At 40.4% G+C, this 22,247-nt stretch carries 22 protein-coding genes and 1 pseudogene; 10 read left to right on the top strand and 13 right to left on the bottom strand.

Features of this window, described 5'->3' with window-relative positions; genetic code table 11:
* The first annotated feature begins 163 nt into the window (after nt 1–163).
* Both B3S93_RS05840 and azu read left to right on the top strand, forming a co-directional pair.
* Nucleotides 164–1,024 carry an aldo/keto reductase gene (locus B3S93_RS05840; protein WP_292403654.1) on the top strand — a complete coding sequence of 287 codons (861 nt, stop codon included), beginning with the start codon at nt 164–166 and terminating at the stop codon, nt 1,022–1,024.
* A gap of 699 nt (nt 1,025–1,723) precedes the next feature.
* Nucleotides 1,724–2,173, top strand: a complete 450-nt coding sequence (azu, locus tag B3S93_RS05835; protein ID WP_292403657.1) for an azurin — start codon at nt 1,724–1,726, stop codon at nt 2,171–2,173.
* Nucleotides 2,174–2,226: 53 nt separating this feature from the next.
* Here the strand turns inward: azu and napH are convergent, their stop codons facing one another.
* The 10 genes from napH to B3S93_RS05785 form a co-directional block, all read right to left on the bottom strand.
* Nucleotides 2,227–3,096, bottom strand: a complete 870-nt coding sequence (gene napH, locus B3S93_RS05830; protein ID WP_292403661.1) for a quinol dehydrogenase ferredoxin subunit NapH — start codon at nt 3,094–3,096, stop codon at nt 2,227–2,229.
* Nucleotides 3,093–3,779: a ferredoxin-type protein NapG gene (gene napG / locus B3S93_RS05825; RefSeq protein WP_292403664.1), complete on the bottom strand. Its 687-nt coding sequence runs from the start codon at nt 3,777–3,779 to the stop codon at nt 3,093–3,095. Before napG ends, napH begins: the two co-directional genes overlap by 4 nt.
* A 29-nt stretch (nt 3,780–3,808) precedes the next feature.
* Entirely contained in the window at nt 3,809–4,129 is a 321-nt protein-coding gene (locus B3S93_RS05820; RefSeq protein ID WP_292403666.1) for a hypothetical protein, read from the bottom strand.
* Between the two features lie 145 nt (nt 4,130–4,274).
* A complete protein-coding gene (gene mauG / locus B3S93_RS05815; protein ID WP_292403669.1) occupies nt 4,275–5,273 on the bottom strand; it encodes a tryptophan tryptophylquinone biosynthesis enzyme MauG in 999 nt (332 codons plus the stop codon).
* 21 nt (nt 5,274–5,294) lie between these two features.
* Nucleotides 5,295–5,855, bottom strand: a complete 561-nt coding sequence (gene mauA, locus B3S93_RS05810) for a methylamine dehydrogenase (amicyanin) small subunit (protein ID WP_292403672.1) — start codon at nt 5,853–5,855, stop codon at nt 5,295–5,297.
* 43 nt (nt 5,856–5,898) lie between these two features.
* Entirely contained in the window at nt 5,899–6,534 is a 636-nt protein-coding gene (gene mauD / locus B3S93_RS05805; protein WP_292403675.1) for a methylamine dehydrogenase accessory protein MauD, read from the bottom strand.
* Nucleotides 6,535–6,558: 24 nt separating this feature from the next.
* Entirely contained in the window at nt 6,559–7,107 is a 549-nt protein-coding gene (locus tag B3S93_RS05800) for a MauE/DoxX family redox-associated membrane protein (protein ID WP_292403678.1), read from the bottom strand.
* Between the two features lie 12 nt (nt 7,108–7,119).
* On the bottom strand, nt 7,120–8,343 hold the full coding sequence (gene mauB, locus B3S93_RS05795; protein ID WP_292403681.1) for a methylamine dehydrogenase (amicyanin) large subunit: 1,224 nt from the start codon (nt 8,341–8,343) through the stop codon (nt 7,120–7,122).
* A gap of 70 nt (nt 8,344–8,413) precedes the next feature.
* Nucleotides 8,414–9,262: a methylamine utilization protein MauF gene (locus B3S93_RS05790; protein ID WP_292403686.1), complete on the bottom strand. Its 849-nt coding sequence runs from the start codon at nt 9,260–9,262 to the stop codon at nt 8,414–8,416.
* Nucleotides 9,263–10,006: 744 nt separating this feature from the next.
* Nucleotides 10,007–11,761: an AIPR family protein gene (locus B3S93_RS05785; protein ID WP_292403689.1), complete on the bottom strand. Its 1,755-nt coding sequence runs from the start codon at nt 11,759–11,761 to the stop codon at nt 10,007–10,009.
* Between the two features lie 688 nt (nt 11,762–12,449).
* Between B3S93_RS05785 and B3S93_RS05780 the strand changes: the two genes are divergently transcribed.
* The 7 genes and pseudogenes from B3S93_RS05780 (at nt 12,450) to B3S93_RS05755 (ending at nt 16,409) form a co-directional block, all read left to right on the top strand.
* Complete coding sequence (locus B3S93_RS05780) at nt 12,450–13,463, top strand: helix-turn-helix domain-containing protein (protein WP_292403693.1); 1,014 nt, start codon at nt 12,450–12,452, stop codon at nt 13,461–13,463.
* 90 nt (nt 13,464–13,553) lie between these two features.
* Complete coding sequence (tatA, locus tag B3S93_RS05775) at nt 13,554–13,769, top strand: Sec-independent protein translocase subunit TatA (protein ID WP_292403695.1); 216 nt, start codon at nt 13,554–13,556, stop codon at nt 13,767–13,769.
* A 22-nt stretch (nt 13,770–13,791) separates the two neighbouring features.
* Nucleotides 13,792–14,181: a Sec-independent protein translocase protein TatB gene (gene tatB, locus B3S93_RS05770; protein ID WP_292403699.1), complete on the top strand. Its 390-nt coding sequence runs from the start codon at nt 13,792–13,794 to the stop codon at nt 14,179–14,181.
* On the top strand, nt 14,178–14,918 hold the full coding sequence (gene tatC / locus B3S93_RS05765; RefSeq protein WP_292403701.1) for a twin-arginine translocase subunit TatC: 741 nt from the start codon (nt 14,178–14,180) through the stop codon (nt 14,916–14,918). The genes tatB and tatC overlap by 4 nt, the downstream gene beginning before the upstream one ends.
* 207 nt (nt 14,919–15,125) lie before the next feature.
* Nucleotides 15,126–15,366: pseudogene (locus B3S93_RS15620) on the top strand (IS3 family transposase); the annotation flags it as partial.
* A gap of 300 nt (nt 15,367–15,666) precedes the next feature.
* Nucleotides 15,667–16,080, top strand: a complete 414-nt coding sequence (gene rnk / locus B3S93_RS05760) for a nucleoside diphosphate kinase regulator (RefSeq protein ID WP_292403703.1) — start codon at nt 15,667–15,669, stop codon at nt 16,078–16,080.
* A 131-nt stretch (nt 16,081–16,211) separates the two neighbouring features.
* Entirely contained in the window at nt 16,212–16,409 is a 198-nt protein-coding gene (locus B3S93_RS05755; RefSeq protein ID WP_292403707.1) for a hypothetical protein, read from the top strand.
* A gap of 119 nt (nt 16,410–16,528) precedes the next feature.
* Here the strand turns inward: B3S93_RS05755 and B3S93_RS05750 are convergent, their stop codons facing one another.
* The 3 genes from B3S93_RS05750 to B3S93_RS05740 all read right to left on the bottom strand — a co-directional run bounded on the left by B3S93_RS05750 (nt 16,529) and on the right by B3S93_RS05740 (nt 21,525).
* On the bottom strand, nt 16,529–18,106 hold the full coding sequence (locus B3S93_RS05750) for a methyl-accepting chemotaxis protein (protein WP_292403710.1): 1,578 nt from the start codon (nt 18,104–18,106) through the stop codon (nt 16,529–16,531).
* A gap of 79 nt (nt 18,107–18,185) precedes the next feature.
* Nucleotides 18,186–19,448 carry a sensor domain-containing diguanylate cyclase gene (locus B3S93_RS05745; protein ID WP_292403712.1) on the bottom strand — a complete coding sequence of 421 codons (1,263 nt, stop codon included), beginning with the start codon at nt 19,446–19,448 and terminating at the stop codon, nt 18,186–18,188.
* 13 nt (nt 19,449–19,461) lie between these two features.
* A complete protein-coding gene (locus tag B3S93_RS05740) occupies nt 19,462–21,525 on the bottom strand; it encodes a bifunctional diguanylate cyclase/phosphodiesterase (RefSeq protein ID WP_292403715.1) in 2,064 nt (687 codons plus the stop codon).
* Nucleotides 21,526–21,935: 410 nt separating this feature from the next.
* Here B3S93_RS05740 and B3S93_RS05735 point away from each other — a divergent pair, with 410 nt between their 5' ends.
* Entirely contained in the window at nt 21,936–22,229 is a 294-nt protein-coding gene (locus B3S93_RS05735) for a hypothetical protein (protein WP_292403717.1), read from the top strand.
* Nucleotides 22,230–22,247 lie beyond the last annotated feature (18 nt).

Here is a 22,247-nt window from a genome sequence, read left to right as displayed (position 1 = left end):
TTGAGGCTATCAAGTTGATGTAATCTATGCTTTAACAAGCTTAACGAGAGTAAATCTGATGCAGATACGAACTGTGCATTATGAGCAAGGCTAAATCCATCGTAAAAATAGATGGCTAATCAGACATGTTAACATCAAGAAAAGCAATTAGTCGGAGTCGCTCATGGTTAAAACCAATTCACTTGTACAGCAAGCCTCATTCCAACTCGGGCAGTATTCAATTAACCGTATAGGTTTGGGAACTATGCGAGTTACCGGGCCTGGCATATGGGGTGAACCAGAAGATCGTCAGCAATGCCTTCGAGTGTTAAAAAGGGCACCAGAATTAGGCATCAACTTTATTGATACAGCAGATAGTTATGGCCCTAATGTCAGTGAAGATTTAATTCGTGAAGCATTGTATCCATATGATGGCATTTTGGTTGCAACGAAAGCTGGTTTAACCCGGCATGGTGAGAATATCTGGGCGCCACTTGGAAGGCCAGAATATTTGAGGCAATGCGTATTAATGAGTATGCGAAGGCTCAATGTAGAACAGATCGGTTTGTGGCAGTTACATCGAATTGATCCCAAAGTTCCTCGGGACGAACAATTCGCAGCTGTGCAGGAATTTCAGAATGAGGGGCTGATTAAGCATGTCGGTTTAAGTGAAGTGGATGTCGACGACATTATTGCAGCTCAGAAGTATTTCAAGGTCAGTACGGTACAGAATCAATATAACCTGAAGATGCGGCAATACGAAGAGGTCGTTGATTACTGTACCGAACAGGGTATTGGCTTCATCCCCTGGTACCCCTTGGCAAAAAATGCACTGGCAGAGTCCGCGTCAATACTCAAAACCATTGCCGCGAAATACGATGCCACTCCGAATCAAATTGTGCTGGCTTGGCTGTTAAAACGCAGCCCAGTAATTATTCCCATTCCAGGCACCAGCAAGGTGAATCATTTGGAAGAGAACGTAAAAGCTGGTGATTTTGAACTATCAGACGAAGACTTTACGGCTTTAAGCACCACTAAGTATTGAAAACAAAAAAGCCCCAACACTTTTCAGTATTGAGGCTTAGATATTTCTGATGGTGCCCGGGGCCGGAATCGAACCGGCACGACCGCAAAGTCGAGGGATTTTAAGTCGTAATAGGTAGTATTATCTACATTATAAATCAATAGCTTAATAACGTTCGCCACGTTTAAAAACTGCCTTACGCTATCACTATGACAACTGCTACGGCACAAGTTTGTCACAAAATTTACACAAACGAGATTGATTATTGTTTTAGCTTTAAACAAATATATTAGCTATATGGATTCTTAGGCAGAAAGAAGGCAAAAATTAGCAATTTGCCATTTCTTTAAAAAAACTCCCCCTAAAATTGATCACATATCCCATATTTGACGAGATTTTTGATTTTTTGCTGATTTTTTAGTTGCGTAATATTGACCTGTTATCTACTTCACAATCTATCAAGAACCTAGAGCTGACTACCCGCATACATATTGCCGTTTACATTATATGCGTCCTGCTCTCATTCCAAGTGTTTGCACTCTTATCATTTACTTAAAGTTGCCAGTTAATTAGTGGTAATACACGTAAAAAAGACCAGTAGGTTACAATCAAAATTAATTAACACGCGATAGTGGCAAAGCCATGCCGATTATTGCTAATGCTTAATAAGTGACAAGACTAAAATCACATACTCTACATTTAAATAATTTGGAGATTTATATGCGATTTTACTTACTGTTGCCTTTAGCAATTGCTTTACTTCCGACGGTAGCTGCAGCAGATAACTGTGAAGTGTCTATCAGTGCAGGGGATGGTATGGCTTTTAGTACCCGAACGATGAATATTCCTTTGAGCTGTGGAGAGTTCACTGTAAATTTTGAGCATACTGGTCGTTTACCAAAAGGTGGTATGGGGCATAACTGGGTATTGGCTCAAACATCCGATGTCCCTGAAATCGTTAACGCCGGGATCACCGCGGGTCTTGCGAACGATTATCTACCTGAAAATGACGCTCGGGTTATTGCCTCTACTCCGATACTTGGTGGGGGTGAAAATGCTTCTGTTACATTTGAAACTGGCTCACTAAACGCTGATAGTTCTTATACTTTTTTCTGCTCATTCCCTGGACATTCAGCAATGATGCGTGGAAGTGTTAATTTGGTAGATTAATTCGTCTTGGAAAGGTTGGCGATTCACCGTCAACCTCTTTTTTTAAAGAGTTATTATTTTTTTGTCACAATGGGGATGTTTTTAAATGATCTTCTGTGACCTAAATCCATCTTCATAGAAAGCGCTCCTGTTGAGCATTTATCAAGACAGGCTCCACAGCGTGTGCAATCACCAGAGATGACCTTGTTGCCCTTTTGAGACACCACCGGTACTAACACATGTGGTTCAGGACATACTTTTATACATGCTGAGCAAGCCGAACCGGCACAGGACTCAAGTTTGTCCGCAGTAATACGCAAACGCCCGAAATGACCGAGGAATCCATAAAAAGCTCCAACAGGGCAAATATGCCCACACCATCCTCGACGGCTAACCAGTAAATCGAAGAAAAACAAACCTAATAAAAATAATGACCCTGATATTGATGCCCACATCAACTCTCTTTGAAAAAGAGTAATTGGGTTGACTATTTCCCATGCGAGCGTGCCCGCAGAAAAAGAAAGCAATAAAGCTAACAACAATATGGCTTTTCTGAGCCCTTTCGAAATCGATAAATTACTTTTTATGCCAAAGCGTTGACGAAACCAATAGGCAACGTCAGTTAACATGTTTATGGGGCATACCCAGCTACAGTAAATCCGACCACCAAAAATGGCATAAAAAGCTGCTACGATTAATCCACCTATCAATGCTGGGTAGGCAAGTGATGAACCTGCTAAAAATGATTGCAGCAATATAAAGGGATCAGTCAGAGGAATTGTGCCAAACCATTCACTTGAAGATAAGTTGCCTGTGGCGATGTCACCAATTAATGGAAGTTGGTACAAAAAAGCCAACAGAATGAAAAGTTGAACGGTCCGGCGTGCAAGCAACCAGCGTTTACTATAGATTCCAGTACAAATTATTTTGATAAAGTTAATCATACTTTGTCGCGACCAGCTGAGTTTCTACCCGGTTGTCCCAGACCAAGCTTGCGTGGTAAAACACGTATCGCTGTTTCGGATAGCACACAGTGTTTTTCACAGGTACCACATCCTGTGCACCTATCTGAGTGAACTGTCGGGATTTGTAGCGTCCCCTTGGCATTTTTAATAGTTTCAAGCGTTATTGCTTCATCACGAATTGGGCATACTCGCCAGCAGATACTACAAGACATCCCTTTGTAGTTAAGGCAGGTTTCATGCCCTACAAGCACTGCTACGCCCATATCCGCTTTACGAATATCTGTTAATAAAGGGTCAAGAGCGCCTGTCGGGCATGCTCGAGCACATGGAATGTCTGCACACATTCTGCAGGGATCTTCTCTGGCCACAAAAAAAGGTGTTCCAACGGGAGCATCATCTGTCCAACTTGCTAACTTAAGAATATCGTAGGGACAATCTTCCACGCATAAACCACAGCGAATACAGGTTGAGTCAAAAGCTGGTTCAGGTAATGCGCCAGGTGGACGTATAATTTCAGCAGATATAGCTGGCCGGGAACGTAACATGGCATGTCCTGCCAACGTGCCGACAACAGCAACGCCAAAACGGCGGAATATCTGTTTAAATGCTGTTCTTCTCTCGGGTTCAGTTTTGTCGGGATTAAGTTCGGTTTTATTTCTCATCTCCCACCTCTATTGCTTATGCACGCCTTTTAATCTATCGATTCCGAAATAAGCAACTTGGCGTGAATGACTGGATGGATCCAGCAGCGCAGAGTAAACTCACCGGATTCTGGCACTTTCCACCTTACTGAAACTCCAGGTGTTTGCACATAAAGCTTTTCATCTATGTTGATGATAGTTTCATCAGGTGTTTCGATGTAAACACTATGAGAAATATCTGATTGATTAATGATTTCTATGATGTCGCCGGGAGATACTTTGTAGACATCGAATTCAAAATCGTGATGTAGTAAATAGATTTTATGAACTTTGGTATCGGCTTCTTTTTGGATTTCAGTATGAAGCTGCATCGAGTAAGCACATGTTATAAAACTGGCTGTAATAAGAATGATCAAGATTAATCTGTTGACCATATGGAAAAATATTTTGTTGATACGTTCTATTGCGAAAAATTTCATTTTGTTTTCATGTGCTGAATTAAAGTTGTCGAGATATTCATTCAGGAATATCAGGAAATTTAATGCCGAGTACCGGGCCCGTAAGTGAGTTGATGAAAGCGATAAGATCATCGCGCTCGGTTTCAGTCAGCTTAAAAGGCTTCATTTCTGGAGATAGGCTTTCTCGTTGGATTCCGCCTTTTTCGTAATGCTTTATTACTTCTTCCAGTGTGTTCATTGATGCATCATGCATGAATGGACCATTTTCAGGTAAATCACGAAGTGAAGGGGTTTTGAATGCATGTTGCATAATGATGATTTGAGGCGGGACCAATGCACCTTTACCGAGATCGTTACTGTTAAGACCAATGTCATGAAAACTGTCATCGGTAAATCGCCACGATGCGTGACACGCTACACATTGTGCTTTTTCGTTAAATAGAGCGAAACCTCGTTTAACACTTTCATTAACTGCATATTCGTCACCCTCTACCCATCTATCAAACGCGGATGGCGCAGAAACTAGGGTCCGTTGGAAGCTAGCCAACGCTTCACTAATACGTTGCTGATTGATAACTTCATCACCAAAAGCGGCTTTAAATAATGGGTAATATCCTTCGACATCCTGCAGGCGAGTGGTCAGCTCTGACATGTCGTAATTCATTTCATGCTGAGTTGTTATTGGTAAAACGGCTTGCGACTCCAGTGTGTCAGCACGTCCATCCCACATTAGTGAGGTAAGCCATGCGCTGTTTAAAACAGTGGGAGTTCGTCGCGGATTCAAAAGACTTTCAGAGCCAAGTGGGATCTTGCGTCCATCACTCCAACGTTTATCTGGAGCATGACATGTGGCACATGACATTTCCTGGTTTCTAGAAAGGCGAGGGTCAAAAAACAGGGTTTTTCCGAGCGCCGCCTTTTCCACCGTAAGTGGGTTGGTAGATGGCGCCGGAATTCCCTCTGGACGCTTGAAGGCTTCCAGTTCAGAGGCAAAAGAGTCAGCAGCCTGAAATGTCAGGACAACTGATAAAAATACAAACAGGCTGCTGATTCTCATGCTAGGTTATACCTATCTAACTTAGCTTGCCTTACCGACAACTGGTGAGATTGTGCAGTGATAGGTCATAGCGTCATTATTTGCACCAAAACACCATACGATGTCGTTTGAGAACTCAGGGCGATAAACCGGAAGTTCGCCTTCAGTGTTAAGACAATTACAACGTCCACAAGTCTGCTTGCCACAGCAGTCGCGGTAGGCAATCAGATAGGTCTGCTGGTCTCCGGGGTTATAACAACTTGCTACCCAAGAGCTAGGTGAAAGCTCGGTTCCTGGTGGACATGAAGTTAACGTACCACCGCAGCAATCACAAAGGTTGCCGTCGATAGAACAATGACGCCAATAATCACAGGCTTGAGTATCTTGATCCTGTGGTTGAAAACCACTCCTATCCATTGTGCCAGTAGTGGTTGCGTTGGCTTCTTTCATCCGTCCACGGCGATCTACTGGCAGTAGGGGCAGTAATCCTGCACCCACAATAAACCCACCAAGTTTGCCAATAAAGCCACGACGACCTGTTTTACTGGCAGTGCCTCTGGCCAGCTTTTCCATAGTTGAGTCAAAACCTTTATTTTTTTTCATTTCTATTCTCTCCGTTAGTTCTTTATAACTGTTTATCCACAGATTAATGTACGTGCGTTTCTTTGCTTAAGCTTGCTGCAGGCGCTGTTGTTCCATCTTGCATGAAGCTCTGTAATGAAGAGTGACCCAAGCGAATAGCTTCAAACAGACTTTCCACATGTTCACGGGTATTACATAGACCTTTAGATTGAATGACACCATCTTGGTCCAACAAAACACCGTAAGGTACTTTTGAAACTTGATAGCGCATGCCAATTTCTGCAGAAACAACATATCGCTCACCCTGAAGTGGATGATTCTTCAAAAACTCTCGGTGCTCGGCCTGAGTACCATCACTTATCAAAATTACATCTGTACCTTCAGCCGCAGCTACTGAGCGAATAATTGGCAATAATTTCGCACAGACTGGACAAGATGGGCCTGTAAACATTAATAAGCTCGGTCGCCCTGGAGTTATAGCCCGACCAACAAGAAGTGGCTTCTCATCAATAGTTGTTACATTAAACACTGGAGAGCGTTCACCAATATCAGGACCATGATCGATCATCATTGCTCCTAATGGGGCTGATCTTTCATGTAGCAGCCCTATCTGACGAATGACACCAAGCATAAGTGCAGCTAATGCTAAAAATGCTCCCCAAAGCAGAACATTTGAAGCAATAAGTAATTCAACATTCATTAGAGTATTTCCTTTAATTTAAGTCTAGAGTTTGTTAGTGCGAGTGGCGGGAAGACCGACAATCAAATCTGCTGCCAAGTAAAGAAGGGTAAGCATCACTGCTGCAGCCAATCCCATCACCCAGGAAACAATTGAAAGACTGGCCAAATTTACAGGGACTAAAGCAGCATAAAGGCTGACACCAGCCAGACTAAGTGCTCTTAGTACATGAAACATCCCTATACGACTCACACTGGTTGGGCGTCGGACACAACCGCAATCAATATGCGTTCTTCCACGACCAACATTAATAGCGATAGCCACTGCAAACATGATAAAAAGTCCGGATGCCACCCATGCTGCCATTTCTCGAACTTGCGTTATTTGAAGTGCTATTGCACATACCAGTTCAACTAGAGGAAGCAATCTGGCAAAAGGCGTTACCAGAAACGATGGCAACAACCGGTAGTTTGTTACGACACCCTGAAATTCGTCAGGGTGTCGTAACTTGGGAATTGCTGCGGCTGCCAATACTAGCCCAAGAAAAATTGAGGCTAGAACGGCGACAGAAGCGTCATTAATTACCAAGTTCATAATTTCCTCACTTTATTCCGGTAAGTAAATTAATACAGGTGCTCTTCCAAGCTCATCAATTTTGCCTAGTTCCTCCCCAGAGATTGCATCGAAGGTGTATAGAGTTTGTTCTCCTGGAGAAGAAGCAAAAAGATAAGGTTCTGCATCTTGACTAACCCCTATACCATTTATTTCATGACCCATATCGATGCGACGTAATTGTTTGCCGGTGGTACCGTCAATGACGAATACATAACGACTTGTAAGCTTATGTGTCCATTTGTCACGTTGATCAGCTAACAGATATATTTCGTTACGATCATTGTGATAACTGACTGGTTGCCAGCCGCCTGGAGCCCACATGTCTGCTTTCTGTTCTTTAGTGAATGCCTCAAATGGTTCCATAAACTCAGCACCCGAAGCAGTTAGCTTGGCTTGGAAAATACGACCGCTTGTACTGGGCCACACAAGGTGTCCGGTTTTGTTTGAGTAGGCAGGGTTATTAAAGAGGTAATCCTCTTCACCGTGAAAAACCTTAGTATTTTTCTGTTGTGTTTTTCCTTCACTGTCATAGCTTACTTCGAGAAGAGAGCCATCTCGACAATGCATAAAGAACTTTTGATCTGGTACAGGGAACAAGTGGTAACAGTCTGGAATTGGCATCATCTTAACGAAAGACTCTTTTTCCAAATCGACAAGACCTACTGCTGGTGAAGGTGAAAACTGCTGGAACAAGATATGTTTATCATCAGCACTCAAACTGGCCATGCGTTGCATTACGCCTGTCAGGAAACGACCCTCTGGAATATCAATATCAGCTATTGGTCTGTGTGTCTTGGAATCAATGATTTCGATATAGTCATCTCGCGTACCCCGAGCAACACGTGAATACATGGTGCTAGCAATAGCCATAAAGTTACCGTTATCTCCTAACATCATATGAGGTAACTTACCTGCATCAGTCATGCCGAGCAGTTTGTTGTTATTGCCATCAATTGTGTAATAAGTTGACGTCATATGAAAAGCGCCCGCGTCGAGCAAATAGACTCGTTTGGGATCACTTGGTGGTGCATCAAGAATGGTTGGCGTATCCATTAGCTCCAAGGTCGCCTCTGACCCCAATTGTTGAGGTACAGCTCCCCCTGCTATAACAGCTTGAGTGCCACCGGCCAGTATCGTAGCAAAAGCCAAACTGACAGCGAAACGCTTGGATTGTTTTGGTTGTCCAGCTCTAATTACACTATTTTTTATGGTCATATCTCTCCTCCAACCATTAATTTTTGTTAATGTTTTTGTTACTAATTTTTCAAAAAAGATTCATCCTGCTTCAAAGAATAAGAAGCATTAAGGCTGCTGACCCAATTGAAAGTAGAAGGAACCCATCTATTTCAACAGCACGTTCCTGCCAACGAGCCAGCCAAGCTTGTACTGATTGGTTACTAATCGGCAGGAAGTTAACGGCAACTGGTAAACAGCGTCCGATGTTGAATATGGCAATAACGGCAATTGCCGTTGTAATGCTGCCGCTAAGCAATGCAGCGGCAGTAACGATGTAAAGAATTGGGGTTTGAACATAGGTTAGATAGTTCATACCCAGTGCATAGCCATACAATAGGCCGATAGTGGATGAACGAAAACGAAATCTTGCATCGTGAGGAACTTGCGCCCGGCGTTGTGGGTATGGCATTTTCATAAAACCAAGCTGATGTGCACCGTAACCTAAAGCGAGTATTGCTATACCACTGGCCATGTAAGTGAACGGTAAGTCGCTAAAAAATGTCCAGCTGATCAGTCCCAACATGCCGCCTAACATCAAGGCTCCTAAAGCATAACCCAGTGCATGGGTGATAAAAGTCGGGGTCCAGCGAATAACCGAATTTAATGAATACTTTCCGGCTGGTCGAAGCAGACTTAAGCTTGAGTATCCGCAAGGTGACCATGTGGAAAGAAAGCCACCGATTAGAGCTAGTACAATGAACATCCATTGCAATGCCCCTGTACTAGCACCTTGTGAAGTTAATAGGCCGCCTGCTCCTATTCCCATCATGACTGCAATAACCATCGTGGCAAATCGGGCTTTTGTTGAACTCGACTTAGAAAAATCTATTGCATCTGGAACGGATGTATTCATTTGTGGTTGCTGATGATAAGTTTCAGCACCAAGATTCATTCTCATTTCTCCTCCTATGGCCAAGACTGGCTCACCGATGTTGTAAAATTGCAACGGCCTAACTATAGCGAGTTAAAATTTTAGGCTGTAGTAAAAATCGGCATGATCCCGAGAGGTTTTTCCCGATTTGGGTGAGTCTTGCCGATTTTTGCTAGTCAGGTTGTTGAAAGAGGTTTTGATGTTTGCAAAGGAGGGTTTTATGACGTTCTAAAAATCACTTAACCATTAAAAATAAATACATATTTAATGGTTAAACAGTAGTTTAATGTCTAGTAGAACTGATTGGGTGGCGGTGATCTTGTATCGTTTTGTGGCTTCTTCAGGAAAAAACTCCTGAAATAAAATAATATTTGATGGGAGTGAGCTCCCTCATGAGTTATATGAGTTAGGCAATTAACTGAGTTTTAAATGAAGTGTGCAATTCAATAAAAACTACATGGGTTAGAGTTAACTAATAAATGGCTGTTATAAGGTTAATATATCAACCACATAGACATTAATACACCTGGCAAGTAATAGATAATTAACTCCCAAATTAAAATGGATACTGTTTACACTGATGCCGTAAACATCACTAGAGTGTGCAATTCCAAGAGATTGAAATTTTTAAGCTAAAAACACCTGAGAATAATATTAAAACAAAGAGATTGAATAATGCAGCAGCTGTCTACTCATAATCCAAGAATCTCTTTATCGCATTTAATCCAACAAAGGGTTAGATATAGTGATTCTCAACAAATACTTATTGACCTATGAATTGTCGCTTTGAATTTTTTCAGACAATGTATTGAATAGCTCTATGTTTGCATTTTTAGTAGCTTCGACCATATCAACAAAAGCATTTATTGCTGATTTAACGTTATCTTTGTTTGTAATGTTGCCACCTGTAAATGCAGCTGACAGTTGTGGGATACATGGCAATAAAACATCGACGACTGGTTTCCAAATTTCAATTGCATCGCGTGCTGAAATATTGTCTCTAAATCGAATCGAAAAGACTGAGTTAATTTGACGATCGAGAATAGACTCTAAACCAGCAGAAACTGCAGAAGTAAGTAGAAAAGTGGCACCACGTTGCCGTAACATTTCGGCGTATCGAGATTGTGCTGCAGTTCTTGTGTCTTGTGGAAGTGATTTGAGATTAGATTTAACAGCATCTACAGCTTTCATCAGGGAAAATGCACATATAGCATGCGTGGCTGTTAGATGATCGTTAAAGATTTGTGAGTAGAGGGTATCGTTTTGCCAGATCTGGCTTCGCAGGTTGTATGCAGTAGCCGGGTCGCCATGAAAGGCCATCAAGGCTTGGCCAACAGAGTATGAAGAAATGGTATTTCTTGATCTTCTCATGGCATCATCATCGCCGCCTCGACGACCACCGAAGTACTCAACATCTGGAATTGATGTAAATTCAGAACGAAGTCGGGATTGGATTGGATCATTGCTTCTGAAATCAGCAGCTTCGATTTTATTTTGACTGTTATTGAATCTGATGATATTTCTGATAGTAGCTTGGTCGGAACACTTTACAAATCTGGCAGGAACATGGGCATTTTTAAGGTCGACATTATCTAAACTACCAAGAGCTCCTGTAGTTTGAGCACCATTAACAATGGCAATGCCTGAGATTGTAAAGAGACCAAAATCATCTTCAGAGGTGAAGTTAAAGTCATTAACTAATGCAGTAATACCATTGTTATAAACCCAGAACATATCAGGTTCATTAGAGGCCGTTGTTTTAATGTTGTTATTGATGTTTTTATCTGAACGACGGCTACCCAAATAATCTCTGACATTAGCAGAAAATAGGTTTTTACCATGTTCTTGAAACATCTTATGAAGCCAGTCAGCAGACACAGAAGTGGAATAAGCCGACCATTTATCTCCTTCAGAATAAAAGCCACCACGACTCTCAAAATCAAAGCTTTCAGTAACTAAAATTGGTACTTGAGTAGATTTATACCAAGCATCTAAGGTGTTTCGACCAACTTGAGCTGAGAGAACTGAATCAACTTCAGCATTTGGGAAATAACGTTTGATAAGACTATCGGCTGTACTAGCTACACGTTGAAGTTCAATATCTACATTTTGAGACTCCTGACAGTTGTGTACGTACCAGAATTCTACAGAAGTTATTTGTTCATCATTTAATGCCAAGTGAACTTGTTCTGCTGCTGCTTTAATTCTATCTGGAATGGAGGAGGTTGATGATTGGAGTATCCAAGTAGATGCAGTGTTTAGATCACTCGCTTTATTCGATGGTGGAGAGGAATCAGTAGAACCGGTCTTTTTATATGCTTGAGCGATTATGACTTTACCAGATTCACGATTGACATAAATTAAGTCACATTTCTTGTCATCTGGACCATCGGTCAATGCATCGTTTGCTATTAGTTCTATGTCATCTATATTTTGATTAATTTCAAGGGCAAACAGAAGTAAATCATTTTCCTCATATTTAGCGAGATCATCGCGACCGGCTAGTGCTTGTTCCCATCCATCCATGGTTCGTTCCTTAAGAGTTAGTTCAATTTGTTTGATGTTATCAAAAGACCTGTTCTAATTGAAACAGTATTAAGATTAATTCTCACAACATCTCATTTGACTGTCCAATAATCTCGTTTTTTTTCTTTTTTCTGAGGTTGGCAAGCTTAGTGAAATTATTCTTTCACTGGAGTTATCAAGTGAGCTACCAACAAGTGCTCGTTTCGGATCTGGCATGGTCATTTTAAAATGATTGGCCGAACGATAAGAGCAAGTCAACTGGTCAAAATATTTATCTTATGATGATAAAAGACAATTAATTTATCGGAACCTCTGTTGTAAATCTGTTGGGCAAAAAAAGAAAATCTCAGCTTATTTGTCTTAAATCTCAATCTATCTGTCATACCAACCGTATGATTCAGAGAATAGTCATTAAGACATATGAAAGCACATTTGAAGTATAGCTAAACATGTTCTATTCAGATTGATCTCTTTCCAAATGAGAACTTCATCAAATCTTGTTTGAGGGTGTTGCCGTTTATTGCTATCTGTATCTCTTACTATTTGCCTAAAGTTGTGTCTATAGCCTAAAACTCCCACAGAAGCCTAATGATATAAAAACAATATGGAGAGAGGTTTTTTTCGATAAGGCATATTTTTAAGTGCCGGACCTTGAAGTCCACGAAAAAACAAGAGAGGAAAGAACAAGATGAATTTTAGAGAAGCGCTTTTAAAAAATAGGAGTCCTGTTGGCAACAGAAAAATGCATTTTGTTGAGCGGACCTCACGAGATGTTTTGGAGCAAGCGGATGCTTTGCCTTTTTGGTCACAGGATTACACCCAGTTAGACAGAGGTTCTTTTACAGGATCTATTATGAGTGTCACTGGGCGTAATATGCAGATTTTTCGCGAGAGCATGAACCGTTCTGTTGATCAGATAGCAAGCGCTCCAGAAGATACATATGTAATAGGTATACCTACTATTATTGAAGGTGAAGCTTCTTGGGGCGGTGCACAAGTTAAATCTGACTCATTGATAACGTTGGACAAGAACGGAGAGCTTCTATTCAAGACTTCCCATTTTTCAGAAATCACTGCAGCGGTGATTTCTGCTGACCACTTGGAAGAGTATGCCGGGCAAGTTGAAGACATTGATCTTCGTAAGCTTATGAATAATGTTAATCCTGTTGAAATAATCCCTACGGATGTTGCACAAAGATTACTTTCAGCTTTGAACAGTAGTACTAATTATATTTCAAAAAGTAGTGGCAATCCAAATATCCAACACATACTGCGCCATTTTGAAGATAATTTATTGGATACATGTCTACAGGCGCTCCTGAATGCAGGCGACTGTAGAGAAAGACACTATGATCAACGTATTCATCGATATATTGTCAGTCGTGTACGTGACTTAACTTTATCGATTGATGGTGATTGTCTAACCATAGGTGAGATATGTATCGAGCTACGTATTAGTCGACGTACTCTAAATCATGCATTTTCACGAGTTCTGGGGATCACGCCTGTAGAATACATGCGGAATCTTCGTCTTCATCGTGTTCGCTCTGAACTGCAATCATCTCCCTATGAAACAACCATTGCAAATATAGCAGCGAAATGGGGGTTCTGGCATATGAGTCTTTTTTCGCGTTATTACAGAGAGTTATTTGGGGAGAGTCCTAGTGAGACACTTTTACTTTCAAAAGAGTTAGATAAATAAACGATTCAATTAGAAGTTAGTTGCGTAAATTTTTAAATACCAACTTGGTAGATATGGTTTTTACCAATACATAATTAACGGGAGAGGGAAATGGGGGCTTTTAGTATTTGGCATTGGATTATTGTTTTAGCGATTGTCGCTTTAGTTTTTGGCACCAAAAAACTCCGTAATTTTGGAGGTGATCTTGGCGGTGCGGTTAAGGGGTTCAAGGAGGCGATAAATGAGGAAATCCCATCAGTTACATTGAAAAGCAATGATACAAATCACACAGTGGAAACCAAAGTTCACCAAAATGAAACTCAGTAATCAGAGTTGTATTGGATAACTTATGTTTAATATTGCCTTCCCAGAACTGCTTATTATTGGTGTTGTAGCACTTATTGTCATCGGGCCAGATAAGCTGCCTGCGGTCGCACGGACTGCAGGAATTCTTTTTGGGCGTATGCAACGATTCACCATGAATATTAAGTCTGAAATTGATAAAGAGCTGCACACAGCGGATCTGAAGCGATTAGAAAGTGAATTAAGAGATCATGATTTAGGGTTGAGTGAAGAGCTACGTCAAGGTATGCAGCCTGTGGAATTAGTTATTAAGCAAAATCAGTCCACCAATGAGCTCCCTATAGATCAAAAAAAGAGCTTCGACCAAGTAAATTCGCCGATAGATAATATCGTTGAGAATGATCCAAAGCCTTTTAATAGCGGTATATCTAGTTGAATTCCAAAGAAACAATTTTTTCGCATTTAGTTGAGTTACGTGATCGTCTATTACGAATAGTTATTGGTATTGTTTTAACAAGCTTAGTATTATTTCCATTTGCAAATGATATTTATTATTTACTTGCGACCCCCTTACTTAATAGCCTCCCTGAAGGAGGTCAGATGATTGCAACCGAAGTCGCAACGCCATTTCTAGTGCCGATGAAAATGGTTCTGCTGGTTGCATTTTTGTTGTCATCGCCCCATTCGCTTTATCAACTTTGGGCTTTTATCGCTCCAGGCTTGTATACCAAGGAACGAAATTTAATAGGGCCTCTCGTTTTCTCCAGCGTGTTACTCCTGTTGTGTGGAATGGCTTTTGCGTATTTTTTGGTTTTTCCAGTGGTCTTCGGATTTCTTGCAAGTACAGCGCCTGAAGGTGTGGCAATAATGACAGACATAAGCAGATATTTAGACTTTGCTATTAGTTTGTTCATCGCATTTGGGTTGGCGTTCGAAACGCCTATCGTTGTGGTTTTATTAGTGAGATCCGGATTTGTTGGTATTAAGGCGCTTCGAGGTGCAAGAGCTTATGTCATCGTAGGTGCCTTTGTGCTTGGCGCCGTTCTAACTCCTCCAGATATTCTTTCTCAATTTATGTTGGCAATACCGATTTGGTTATTGTATGAATTAGGTATTTTAGTGGCCAATATAACTAGCACTAAAGTCCAGGAAATTGAGGAAAGCCAATTTTAATACCAGACTAAATTATAAAAATAATTGTCATTTTGGCCCAAAATGGTCGGAAATTTAAACGCTGGAAAAACAATATGTAACTAACGGCTCATATTAACTATTCTCATGGTGGATTTGTTTTACGAAAAGTCGTTGGTCGATCCAATCGGGGGGGGGGGCACCAAAGAACTGTTATTGTAAGCGTTTTTAATAACGGTTTGATGTCTCAATCCATCATCAGCAGTGATGATGCCTTCAGATAAATGAATTAATTACACCAATCACGACTGGAGTGCATTTCTTAAAGTTCTAGGTTTGGAATACAGCATCAGCTCGCGTTGATATTGTCATGATAATGCCATTACAGAGAGCTTTTTCCAGTTATTCAATTAAGAACGGATATTAGCGTAAAGTCTATTCAGACCGAGCTGAAACCAGGCAGGGTGTGTTTGATTACATCCAGATGTTTTAAAACACCAAACGCCGGTATGGTTATTAATAATGAGTAGTAACCGGTAGACTTTGAAATCGATTTTCGAAGCGGCTATTGTGTATCTAGATCATTGGTGGCGATTCAGTCAGTGTCCTTAGAAACCGGATAGTAAAAATTAGCAATATATGAATGATTTGAAATATTCCCACTTACTTATTAACTGACAATAAGTTATATTAAATCACGGTCTGTTCAGGCCTATTTATCCCTTATTTATTTTAGCCAGGATGCAGTGGAACTGCGTTCTGGTTTTTTTTGTATGTTGAGGTTATTAGCATGACAATTCAGCCTGATATTATCATTACATCATTAGACCTAGAGAGGCTAGAAGTCCTGCTCAGCTCTAGATCAGCTCCTGACTCTCTGCGTAAGCTCAACTTGGAAGAAGAGTTAGAAAGGGCAACGGTTGTAGATTCGAGGCATCTTCCTGAAAACGTAGTTTCTATGAACTCAACGGTCCAGCTATCTATATCCTCTTCTGAGACTCCTTTTTATGTCACTCTGGTGTATCCCAAAGACATCAGGGACGATGGTTCTACCTTATCAATATTCTCACCAATTGGAACAGCTCTTTTGGGGATGAAACAGGGTGATGAGATCTATTGGCCTAATCCAAGTGGAAAGAACATCAAGGTCAGGGTTGAAAATATTCTTTATCAACCGGAACGTGCAGGTGAATATAACAGATAGATTTAAACCAAAGCGTTTATATGGGAAAACTTCTCGAAAGCAACAAAGGTGGAGAGAAGACGATAGATTTAGTACAGCAGACGAATTAATTGATAAAGGGTTCTGCCAAGTACTCAGACAAGATAAATGCATTGAATCAACTAATTGCTCAAATGATGCACGAACAAAGCACTGTTTATGCTGAAATAAGTCAGAGACTTCACCATATTCAGGACTCAAATAACGATATTGAAATTGCAGCCAAGAAAATGCTTAACGTAATTCAGAAATCAAACAAATCGGATCTGTTATCAGAGAAACAGCAAACATCTTTAGAACGTGATGATTAATATTTCTTTTGGGTAGTATGAGATAAAAACTTAATACCCTACGCGATAGCTGTTGACACTAAGCCAACTACCCCGCCCTGAAGGGCAGGGCTACCCGTACAATGAGATGATGAAATTATCTATGAGCGAAATCGGCGGATCATATTGCTTAAATTATAAGATTCCTGAGCGAGATTTTCGGCGTTTTTACTGGATGTTGCAGAGCTATTCGCCACGGCTTCTGCATCAGAATTGATTTTGACAATATTTTCATTCATGTTTTCACTGACCGCACTTTGTTCTACAACTGCTGTTGCAATCATGGTTGCCAAATCGTTCAACTCTTGAATTTTCCCAGTAATCTCTGTCACGGAGTCAATAGATTTTTCAACACTTAGACTGCTTTCACTAGCTGTTACTTTAAGCCTGTCAGTGCTGGAAATGGTGCTGACCATTGCATTATTAAGCTTTTCTATTAGGCTGGCAATTTCATTTGTAGATTCTTGTGTTCTACTGGCAAGACTTCTGACTTCAGCGGCAACAACAGCAAAGCCGCGACCATACTCACCCGCTCTTGCTGCTTCAATTGCCGCATTGAGCGCAAGTAAATTCGTCTGCTCAGCGACATTAGAAATTACACCAATAACCGGCGTAATGGCCTTTGTGCTAATGTCTAACTGATTGATCATTTCAACGATTTCGTCAAATGCATTATCCATAGCATTTAAGCCATCTTTGGCTGCAAATGACAGTGCTGAGGTGTTTTTTGCTAACTCATCTACTTCAGAGGCTTTTGTTGCTGCATTGCTAGCACTTTGCGCTACTTCATAGATGCTGGCTGACATCTCGGTCATTGCAGTTGCAACCTGATCCGTTTGATCTGCTTGGGAGAGCATTGACTTAGTGATCTCTGATTGAGCATCAAAGGTTTGTGATGCTTCACTCTCAACTTTTTGAGATGTATCACTCATCATGCATAAAACAGTTCGTAATTTTGCGTTAAGTATCTTTGAATGAAGGCTCAATTGACCAATTTCATCGTCATTGCCGGTGTATATCATTGCCATTAATGGATCGTCGATTTGTGATTTTGCTTCGGCCAGTGCGGCATCCAAACGCATAAAAATAAATGGTGTCAAAGCAAAAAAACATAAAGCACCTGCAAGAAAACCGGCCACCAGTGCGATAGCGGGTGGAATCAACGCCATACCAAAAAAGCTTATTGTTGCAGTGATAATTAATGCGGATAAAGCAGTAAAAGTGACTCGGCCTTTTAACGTCAAACGCTGAAACCAGTTGCCAAGTTTTGGCTTTTTACCAGCCTTTAATGCATCGTAAACTTGTTGAGCTCTTTGAATCGTTTTGGTGTCGGGTTTTGCTCTAACAGACTCATAGCCGATGAGAGTATCGTTTTCAAATATAGGAGTCACATAGGCATCAACCCAATAATAAGCTCCTTTTTTAGTACGATTTTTGACCATCCCCATCCAGTGTTTTCCAGACTTGAGATTACTCCACATGTCTGCAAATGCTGCCGAAGGCATATCTGGATGACGAATAACATTATGATTTTTATGTAGTAGTTCTTCAGGTTCAAAGCCACTAACGTTTTGGAAAGCGTTATTATAGCTGGTTATAATGCCTTTAAGATCTGTAGTGGAAATCAATTCCTCATCAAAGATGACTTCTTCATTATGAACAGGCAAGTTTTTCTTCATGAACAGAATTCTTTTTTGTTTGTTATAAAATTATCAGCAATATCTATGCCTTTGAGCATAATTGTTAAGAATTAATGAGCTAATAACTCTTTACAATTCTATTGCGTCCCTCGGCTTTAGCTTGATAAAGAGCAATATCTGCTCTTTTAATAAGCTCATGAGGCATTTCTTCAGAAGCCTTCTGTGCTAAGCCAACAGAAACAGTAATTACACCAACTTTAGGATGAGAAATTTTTGAAATAGCGTTGCAGCATCGCTCTATCATTATGCTTGCGCTTGCTGGGCTGCATTGGGTCATGACAATTACGAATTCCTCTCCACCCCATCTCACTACAAAGTCAGTTGAGCGCACGGAATTTATCATGGCTGTAGCGACTAGTTGAATTACTTCATCACCAGTGTCGTGGCCCCATGTATCGTTGACTCTCTTGAAATAATCAATATCGATAATTGCTAACGAAATCGGGCCATTATCGCCATTTGAAGCAAAAAGATGTTCAAGCTCTCTTTCGCCTTGTCTACGAGTGAGTGCCCCGGTAAGAGAGTCTTTTCGTGTTTCCTCACGAAAAGCCATTTCTTCCTCGATCCATTGGGTCATATCTTTGCTGATGCTTACAAAATTATTCACATCACCATTATTGTCCAGAATTGGAGTGATCGTTTGCTCCTGGTGATAAAGCTCACCACTTTTATTTTTGTTGATGAAAGTAGCTCGAAAGGTTTTACCCGACAATATTGTTTGCCAAAGCTTTTTGTAGAAGTCTTCGGTATGTTCACCAGATTTAAGTATAGATGGTCTTTGTCCGATCATCTCATGTTTTGAATAACCTGTAAGACGCAAAAAAGCCTCATTAACAAACTCAATCTTGGCTTTGTTATTTGTAATAAATACAGCATCGTCTGTAACGTTGAATGCTGAGGTCAGTAACTCATTATATTTATCAGCTAGTTTCTGATTAGAAATATCTTGTTGTATGGAAAGGTAGTATTCGACCTTTCCGCTACTGCCTAATATTGGACTAATCGTCCATTCAACATGATAAGGCTCACCATCCTTTCGGTAGTTAATAGTGGATCCCTGAAAACTTCTACCTGTTTTCAGACAGGCTCTCAAATCATCAATAACGACTTTACTGGTTTCGGGGCCTTGCAATATTCGTGGATCTTTACCTATCAAATCTTCTAGGGAATAGCCCGTTAACTTACAAAATGCCCGGTTTGCGTAGATGATAGGATGATCTCTATGTTCGTTTTGAGCTTGTGTAATTAAAACAGCATTGAAAGCCTGTTCAACTGCAGCTTCAAAAAACATACCTTGCTTATCGGCGGTTAGATTGCTCAACTAGACCACCTCATTATTTCCACTTTGTAATTAATGATTCAATATCCTCAGCTTGCAAGGGTTTAGTGAAGAGGTAGCCTTGAAATTTCTTGCAGTTCATTTTCATGAGTTTTTCTTTTTGTGCCTCGGTTTCAACTCCCTCAGCTATAACGCTCATGTTAAGACTCTGGCCAAGACGAATAATACTTTCAACTATTGCTTCACTCTCGGTACTAGTTATCAAATCGCTTACAAAAGACTGATCAATTTTTAATTCATCGATTGGCAGTCTCTTTAGATAGGACAATGATGAAAACCCCGTGCCAAAATCATCGAGAGAAATCATGATGCCTAGTGCCTTAATCTTTGCCATTTTGTCGATGATGATATTGTAGTCTTCCACAAATATAGATTCAGTCAATTCCAACTTCAGACGGTTAGGTTGTATGCTCGATTCTGTAATTTCGCATTGGATTTTTTCAATAAAATCAGGCTGCATAAATTGTTTGAGGCTGACATTCACCGATAGTGTCAGATTCTCAAATTCTGGCTTAGATGACCATATGGCTAACCTTTGGCAGGCTATCTTTATTACCCAGTCTCCTATTTGGTTAATCAGTCCGGTTTTTTCGGCAATGGGAATAAAATCGGCAGGGGAGATAATGCCTTCATCTGGATCTTGCCATCTGATTAGTACCTCTGCTCCAGTTGGTGTATTTTTCTCATTAATTTGCATTTGATAAGTCAGGAAAAGTTGATCTGGAATAGCTTCTCTTAACCTGGCTTCAAGTTTGAATCGATTTTCTACCCTTGATTGCATATTCTCATTGAAAAAAGCGATCTGAGCTGTATCAAGAGTTTTAGATTCGTAAATAGCCATTTCAACTTGTTTCAAGATCTCATTCGATGTTGTTACACATGGCTGAAAAACGGTAATGCCAACACGAATCTCGGGCCTATACTGAAAATCATTTACTAAAATAGGTTCAGCAGATCTTGTTACCAGCAATTCAGCCAGATGGTGAGCGTTGTATGCCGCATCATCGGTATCGCTGCCGATGTTATTAGCTAGAATGGCAAAAACGTCACCACCATATCTGGCAACAGAAATATGCTGAGATGTCATCGCTAGTCTAGAGCTAAATTCTTCGAGAATGACATCACCAATATTGTGGCCCATTGCTGAGTTAAGCGTTTTAAAGTTCTTTAAATCCACAAACATAAGTGCTGCGTATTTACTCGAATGATTTGCAGAGTCGATTAACTCCTTAAGCATAGACATCATTGATGACTTGTTAGGAAGGTGAGTCAATGAGTCATAATGAGATAAATGATCGATTTGCCGACGCGCTTGTTTTAAATCACTGACATCATTGAATGACGCAATGTAATTTGTGACATTTCCTCTCTCATCTTTAACTAAGTTGATACGCAGCCATTCTGGAAACTCTTGACCATTCTTTCTTTTATTCCATATTTCGCCTTGCCAGTAGCCTTTTTCGTGGATATTGCGCCACATTTCTCGGTAAAAGTCGGCAGATTGACGGCCTGATTTCAGAATAGATGGATCCTGACCAATCACCTCGTTTTGAGAATAACCCGTGATAGAAGAGAAAGCGCGATTAACTCTGACTATTTTTTTATCAGTGCCGGTTATCATTTTCGCTTCATTTGAGTCAAAAGCGGTTGCTGCAATCCTCAGTTCGTGCTCAGTTTCTTTTTGCTTGGTAATATCTATTACAACACCGCTAAACCGAGTAGCAACACCTTTAGAATCCCTCTCAGTAGCTAGTCCTTTAGCCAAAAGCCATTGAGTTTTGTGTCCAGGGCACTTAACACGATGTTCACATTCAAATTTATCTGTTAATCCGTCAATGTGATCATTGATAGCTTTTTGAAGTTCTGTTACATCATCGGTATGGACAATATTCAGCCAGGTTTCAACTTTGTTATTGATGCCACCACATTGTTCTAATAGGTTCGACCAATTACCTGCATAATCGTAGATCTTTTCATTGAGTCGCCAATCCCATAACCCATCACCGGCTCTATCAAGTGCAAAGCGCCACCTTTCTTCAATGGCGATTTGTTTTTTCATCGCATTACTAGAATCGATAAAAAACTTTCTGGTGAGTGCGTACAGAAGAAGTGCCGTTAAAATAACAAAGCCCCAGCCTTTAATGATGCTTAGCCAATGAAGAGTTTGTTTGTCAAACGGTAAACTGTTAAGAAGTCTGTCAGATAACAGAATCCAGAGTATAGAGACGAATGCGTATATGGCTGCAATTTTGAACGCATTTCTGTTGATACTGAGATAAGTTTTATTCAAGGCTTAGAGCACACGTTAAGTAAAATCGGTTATTAGATATATCTGCTAGGTGTTTGTTTCAAATGGATGTAAATACTCGACTGCGTTAAAGCCGTTAGATTTGGGTGAAACTGATATTTTATATTCCAACTACAAACATAATCAGTCATGTTGACCGCATCGGTCTAAGCATAGATGCTATGGGTGGTCATCACATCAAGTTAATCAATAAGACAAAGTTACAATCATTAGTGTGTAAATTGCCTTTTGCATCGATGAGAAATTACATTTTAAGGGAGTTTATTAAGAACACTAGAGCTATAGATTATATAGAGAATAAATTTTCAGTTGAAAAAAAATCTCAAAAATTTAATGGTTACCATTACCGCAAAAAAATCCCTAAAAATGATCCTACTCCTACTCCTACTCCTACTCCTACTCCTACTCCTACTCCTACTCCTACTCCTACTATTTACTTATATTTTTCATTTTGAGCCTTATTCGAAGAATTA

Origin of the sequence: Methylophaga sp. UBA3613, assembly GCF_002375415.1 — a bacterium.
Classification (GTDB): domain Bacteria; phylum Pseudomonadota; class Gammaproteobacteria; order Nitrosococcales; family Methylophagaceae; genus Methylophaga.
Note: the sequence above shows the minus strand (reverse complement) of the source record. Positions and strands in the feature narration are given on the sequence as shown.

Bases quoted from the DNA above. Each gene is read 5' to 3' on its own strand.
- B3S93_RS05790 (WP_292403686.1), bottom strand. From the start codon at position 9,262: ATGAGAATGAATCTTGGTGCTGAAACTTATCATCAGCAACCACAAATG.
- B3S93_RS05820 (WP_292403666.1), bottom strand. From the start codon at position 4,129: ATGCAGCTTCATACTGAAATCCAAAAAGAAGCCGATACCAAAGTTCAT.
- tatA (WP_292403695.1), top strand. From the start codon at position 13,554: ATGGGGGCTTTTAGTATTTGGCATTGGATTATTGTTTTAGCGATTGTC.
- mauB (WP_292403681.1), bottom strand. From the start codon at position 8,343: ATGACCATAAAAAATAGTGTAATTAGAGCTGGACAACCAAAACAATCC.
- mauG (WP_292403669.1), bottom strand. From the start codon at position 5,273: ATGAGAATCAGCAGCCTGTTTGTATTTTTATCAGTTGTCCTGACATTT.
- napG (WP_292403664.1), bottom strand. From the start codon at position 3,779: ATGAGAAATAAAACCGAACTTAATCCCGACAAAACTGAACCCGAGAGA.
- mauA (WP_292403672.1), bottom strand. From the start codon at position 5,855: ATGAAAAAAAATAAAGGTTTTGACTCAACTATGGAAAAGCTGGCCAGA.
- B3S93_RS05780 (WP_292403693.1), top strand. From the start codon at position 12,450: ATGAATTTTAGAGAAGCGCTTTTAAAAAATAGGAGTCCTGTTGGCAAC.
- B3S93_RS05740 (WP_292403715.1), bottom strand. From the start codon at position 21,525: ATGAAAAAACAAATCGCCATTGAAGAAAGGTGGCGCTTTGCACTTGAT.
- B3S93_RS05800 (WP_292403678.1), bottom strand. From the start codon at position 7,107: ATGAACTTGGTAATTAATGACGCTTCTGTCGCCGTTCTAGCCTCAATT.
- B3S93_RS05750 (WP_292403710.1), bottom strand. From the start codon at position 18,106: ATGAAGAAAAACTTGCCTGTTCATAATGAAGAAGTCATCTTTGATGAG.
- azu (WP_292403657.1), top strand. From the start codon at position 1,724: ATGCGATTTTACTTACTGTTGCCTTTAGCAATTGCTTTACTTCCGACG.
- mauD (WP_292403675.1), bottom strand. From the start codon at position 6,534: ATGAATGTTGAATTACTTATTGCTTCAAATGTTCTGCTTTGGGGAGCA.
- B3S93_RS05785 (WP_292403689.1), bottom strand. From the start codon at position 11,761: ATGGATGGATGGGAACAAGCACTAGCCGGTCGCGATGATCTCGCTAAA.
- rnk (WP_292403703.1), top strand. From the start codon at position 15,667: ATGACAATTCAGCCTGATATTATCATTACATCATTAGACCTAGAGAGG.
- tatB (WP_292403699.1), top strand. From the start codon at position 13,792: ATGTTTAATATTGCCTTCCCAGAACTGCTTATTATTGGTGTTGTAGCA.
- B3S93_RS05735 (WP_292403717.1), top strand. From the start codon at position 21,936: ATGGGTGGTCATCACATCAAGTTAATCAATAAGACAAAGTTACAATCA.
- napH (WP_292403661.1), bottom strand. From the start codon at position 3,096: ATGATTAACTTTATCAAAATAATTTGTACTGGAATCTATAGTAAACGC.
- B3S93_RS05840 (WP_292403654.1), top strand. From the start codon at position 164: ATGGTTAAAACCAATTCACTTGTACAGCAAGCCTCATTCCAACTCGGG.